This is a genomic window from Micromonospora sp. NPDC023888, assembly GCF_040639415.1.
In the GTDB taxonomy this organism is placed as follows: Bacteria; Actinomycetota; Actinomycetes; order Mycobacteriales; family Micromonosporaceae; genus Micromonospora.
Genome location: NZ_JBEZZW010000086.1, coordinates 1 through 3,648 on the forward strand (window position 1 = coordinate 1; position 3,648 = coordinate 3,648).

The window sequence follows — 3,648 nt, forward strand, 5'->3', positions numbered from 1 at the left end:
GAGGATGTGCCTGTTGGTAGTCCGGTCGCGGGTCGTACTGATGAGTCGTTGGATGAGTTGGTTGGTTTTTTTGTTAATACGTTGGTGTTGCGGGTGGATACGTCGGGGGATCCGGGGTTCGGCGAGTTGGTGCAGCGGGTTCGGGATATGTCGTTGGAGGCGTACGCGCATCAGGATGTGCCGTTCGAGTCGTTGGTGGAGAAGCTCAATCCGCATCGGAGTACGGCGCACAGTCCGTTGTTCCAGGTGTTGTTGGCGTTCCAGAACAACCCGGACACCAGCTTCAACCTGCCGGGGTTGCGCGCTCAGGCGGAGGAGATCGGCACCGGAGTGTCCCGGGTGGATCTCACCATCAACATCACCGAATCGTTCGACGGAAAGGGTTCGCCGCAGGGCATCCGTGGCGCTGTCGAGTACGCCACCGACCTGTACGACGCGAGCACCGTCGAGTCGTTCGCGGCGCGGCTCGTCCGCATGCTGCAGGCGGTCGTCGCCGACCCGGGCCGCCGGATCAACGCCGTCGACCTGCTCTCCGAGGAGGAGAACGCGGCGCTTCTCGCCCTGTCCGGGCGCGACGCGGCAGCACCCGAGCCGCGCGTGTGGCCGGCCGTCTTCGAGGCCACGGCCGCCGCGACCCCGGACGCCATCGCGGTGGTCGAGGGGTCGCTGAGCTGGACGTACGCGCAACTGAACGAGAACGCCAACCGGTTGGCGGGGTATCTGATCGACCACGGCGTCGGACCGGAGGACGTCGTCGGCGTGCTGCTGCCGCGCAGCGCGACACAGATCGCCACCGTTCTCGCGATCGGTAAGGCCGGCGCCGCGTTCCTGCCGATCGACCCGGCGTACCCGGCGGAACGGGTCGGGTACCTCATCGCGGACGCCCGGCCGAGGATCCTGCTCACCGACACCGCCCACGCCGACCTGGCTGCCGGCGCCATCGCGATCGACGACCCCGCCGTGGCCGCCGCGCTGCGGGACGCGCCGGTGACCAACCCGGCCGGCGTCGCCGTGCGGGTCGAGCACCCCGCCTACGTCATCTACACCTCCGGCTCGACGGGCCGGCCCAAGGGCACGGTCGTGACCCACAGCGGTCTGTCCGCGCTGGCGGTCAGCGGCTGCGAGCGCGCGGCCATCGACCGCGAGAGCCGGGTCCTGCAGCTCACCTCACCGAGCTTCGACGTCTCCGTCTTCGAGTTTCTCACCGCGTTCCACGCGGGTGCCGTCCTGGTGATGCCCGAGCCGGGCCGGCTGGCCGGCGACGAGTTGGCCGCGCTGCTGGCGGGTGCGGGAGTGTCCCATGCCTTCGTGCCGCCGTCGGTGCTGGCGACGCTGCCGAGCGATGCTCCCGAACGGCTGGTCGGGCTGCGCAGCCTGGTGGTCGGCGGGGAGGCCTGCTCGGCGGATCTGGTCCGTCGCTGGTCGGTGGGCCGCCGGATGACCAACCTGTACGGTCCGACGGAGACCACTGTGGCGGCGTCGATCAGTCGGCCGCTGTCGGCCGGCGCCCACCCGATCGGTGCGCCGTTGGCGGGCACTCTCGTGTACGTGCTGGACGCGCACCTGCGTCCGGTGCCGCCGGGCGCACGTGGCGAGCTGTACATCGGTGGCGCCGGGGTGGCCCGGGGATACCTCGGTCGGCACGGCCTGACCGCGTCGCGGTTCGTGGCCGACCCGTTCGGCCCGGCCGGTGCCCGGATGTACCGGACCGGTGACGTGGTCCGGTGGAACGCCGACGGCGAGTTGGAGTACGTCGGCCGGTCCGACCACCAACTCAAGATCCGTGGCTTCCGGGTCGAGCCCGGCGAGGTCGAGGCTGCGCTGGTACGGCGGTCGAGCGTCGCGCAGGCCGTCGTGGTGGCCCGGCCCGATCAGCACGGCTTCCAGGCACTGATCGCGTACGTGACGTCCGGTGCGGAACCCGCCGACGCCGCCGGTCTGCGCGACGAACTGCGCGCCGAGCTGCCCGACTACCTGGTGCCGGCCGCGATCGTCGTGCTCGACGAGTTCCCGCTGAACGCCAACGGCAAGCTGGACCGCGACGCGCTGCCCGAGCCGCGGTTCGTCACCACTGCCGTGGACAACCGGTCGTCGCGTACGCCGCACGAGGAGATCCTGCGGTCGGTTTTCGCCGACGTCCTGGGGGTCGAGCAGCTCGGCTCCGACGACAACTTCTTCGACCTGGGCGGCCACTCGCTGCTGGTGACCCGGCTGATCTCGCGGGTACGCGGCACGCTCGGCGTGGACGTGTCGATGCGGACGTTCTTCAACGCCCCGACCCCACGGCAGCTCGCCGGTCAGCTCGTCGAGGGCGGCCCGGTCCCGGCCCGGTTGCAACCGATGTCGCGGCCCGAGCCGCTGCCGCTCTCGTTCGCCCAGCAGCGCCTGTGGTTCCTGTTCAAACTGGAGGGGCCGTCGGCGACGTACAACTCGCCGCTGGCGATCCGGCTCTCCGGCGACCTGGACGCGGACGCGCTGCGGCTGGCGCTGGCCGATGTCGTGGCCCGGCACGAGGCGCTGCGAACCGTCTTCGCCGAGCGGGCCGGGCACCCGTACCAGCGGATCCTGGACACTGCCGAGGTCGAGCTGCCCGTTCGTGCGGTGTCCGAGGCCGAGCTGCCGGAGGCGTTGCGCGAGGCGGCCCGCTACGAGTTCGACCTGGCGCGGGAGATCCCGCTGCGGGCGTGGCTGTTCGCGGCCGGACCCGGCGAGTGGGTGTTGATGCTGGTGCTGCACCACATCGTCGCCGACGGCTGGTCCCTGCAGGTGCTCGTGTCCGACCTGACCGCCTCGTACACCAGCCGCCGGGCCGGCAGCGCGCCGACCTGGCAGCCGCTGCCGGTGCAGTACGCCGACTACACGCTCTGGCAGCGCGAGCACCTGGGCGCCGACGACGACCCGGACAGCGTGTTCAGCCGGCAGGTCGCCTACTGGCTGGCCGAGCTGGCGGAGCTGCCGGACCAGGTGACGCTGCCGACCGACCGGCCGCGCCCGGCGGTCGCCAGTTACCGCGGCGAGACGGTCACCTTCGAGCTCGACGCCGAGCAGCACGCCGAGCTCGTCCGGCTGGCCCGGGAGACCGGCACCACCCTGTTCATGATCCTGCAGGCGGGTCTGGCCGGTCTGCTGACCCGGCTCGGCGCCGGCACCGACATCGCTGTCGGTTCGCCGATCGCCGGGCGCACCGACGACCGCCTCGAAGACCTGATCGGTCTGTTCGTGAACATGCTGGTGCTGCGCACCGACACCAGCGGCGACCCCACCCTGGGCGAGCTGCTCACCCGGGTACGGGAAACCTCCCTGGCCGCGTACGCCCACCAGCACATGCCCTTCGAGTACCTGGTGGAACGGCTCAACCCGCACCGGTCGGCGGCCCACCACCCACTGGTGCAGATCCTCTTCGGACTGCAGAACACCGCCGAGCAGACCGTCGACCTGCCGGGTGTCACCGCCTCCGGCGCGTCGGTCGACACCGGCGTCTCCCGGGTCGACCTGTCGATCAACATGATCGAGGCGTCGGCGCTGGACGGCAGTCCGGCCGGCCTCACCGGTCTCGTCGAGTTTTCGACGGATTTGTATGACCGGGTGACGGTGGAGGGGTTTGCGGCGCGGTGGGTGCGGGTGTTGCGGGCGATGGTGGTGTCGCCG

1 protein-coding gene is annotated in these 3,648 nt (G+C 70.9%); it reads left to right on the plus strand.

The window, feature by feature from the left end; all coding sequences use genetic code 11:
• Window positions 1-6: 6 nt before the first annotated feature.
• The coding region (locus AB0F61_RS34080) for an amino acid adenylation domain-containing protein (protein WP_357818490.1) at window positions 7-3,648 on the plus strand (3,642 nt) is incomplete at its 3' end.